Annotated in this window: 1 protein-coding gene; it reads left to right on the plus strand. The window is 74.7% G+C overall.

Annotated features, from left to right (window positions below):
* Nucleotides 1–1,279: sensor histidine kinase KdpD (locus B7767_RS24530; protein ID WP_256923551.1), on the plus strand; the 1,279-nt coding region annotated here is incomplete at both ends.

A 1,279-nucleotide genomic window follows, 5' to 3' on the forward strand; every position in this document is an offset into this window, starting at 1 on the left:
CCACGCGGTCCCGCGGGACACCTGGGACACGGCGCACGCGCGCGTGCGGGACGGCATGCGGAGCGTCGAGACCGACGCGGCCACCGGCGCCGCCCACCGGGCCGACCCGTTCACCCGCGGACTGCTCACCCCGGCCGGCGCCGCCGTGCTCTTCGGCCTCGCCGCCGTCGCCGCGTCGCTCGTCATCTCCGTACGCATCGGCCGGGGCCTCGTGGTCGAGCTGGTCGGCCTGCGCAACGACGCCCTGGAGATCGCCCGCCGCAAACTCCCCGAGGCCATGCGGAGACTGCGCTCGGGCGGAGAGATCGACATCCGCGCGGAGGCCCCGCCCGGGCCGCCCGCCCAGGACGAGACCGGTCAGGTCGCCGAGGCCCTCGGCACGGTGCACCGCGCCGCGCTGCGCGCCGCCGTGGAGCGCGCGGAGCTGGCCGGCGGGATCTCCGGCGTCTTCGTCAATCTCGCCCGCCGCAGCCAGATCCTCGTCCACCGGCAACTGGGCCTCCTGGACAGCATGGAACGCCGCTCCGACGATCCCGACGAGCTGAGCGACCTCTTCCGCCTCGATCACCTCACCACACGGATGCGGCGCCACGCGGAGAGCCTGATCATCCTCTCCGGAGCGGCACCGGGCCGCGCCTGGCGCATGCCCGTACCGCTCACCGACGTGGTGCGCGCGGCCGTGTCCGAAGTCGAGGACTACGCGCGCGTGGAGGTACGGCAGCTCTCCGAGGCGTCCGTCGTCGGCGCGGCCGTCGCCGACCTCACCCACCTCCTCGCCGAGATCATCGAGAACGCCGCCCAGTTCTCACCGCCCCACACGCGCGTACGCGTCACCGGCGAACCCGTCGGCAACGGTTACGCCGTCGAGGTCGAGGACCGGGGACTGGGCATGGGCAAGGAGACCCTCGCCGAGGCCAACCGCCGCATCACCGAGTCCGAGGCGCTCGACCTGTTCGACAGTGACCGGCTCGGCCTGTTCGTGGTCAGCAGGCTCGCCGCCCGGCACGACATCAAGGTGCACCTCAGGGCCTCTCCGTACGGTGGCACCACCGCGGTCGTCCTGCTCCCCACCGTCCTGCTGGACGACGGCGCGACGGAACGCCCCGGTGGCGGGACATCGCCGGAGGCACGGCACGAGGAGCATGCCTCCGCGCGGATGCCCGACGGCATCGCGCGCCACGAGGCCGTCCCCGCACCGGACGACCGGCCCGCCCTGGCGGCCCCGGCCGCCGGCACGGCGGACGGCACCCTCGCCACGGCGGACACCGGCCACGGCCCG

The sequence above is a fragment of the Streptomyces sp. 13-12-16 genome, assembly GCF_002114215.1.
In the GTDB taxonomy this organism is placed as follows: domain Bacteria; phylum Actinomycetota; class Actinomycetes; order Streptomycetales; family Streptomycetaceae; genus Streptomyces.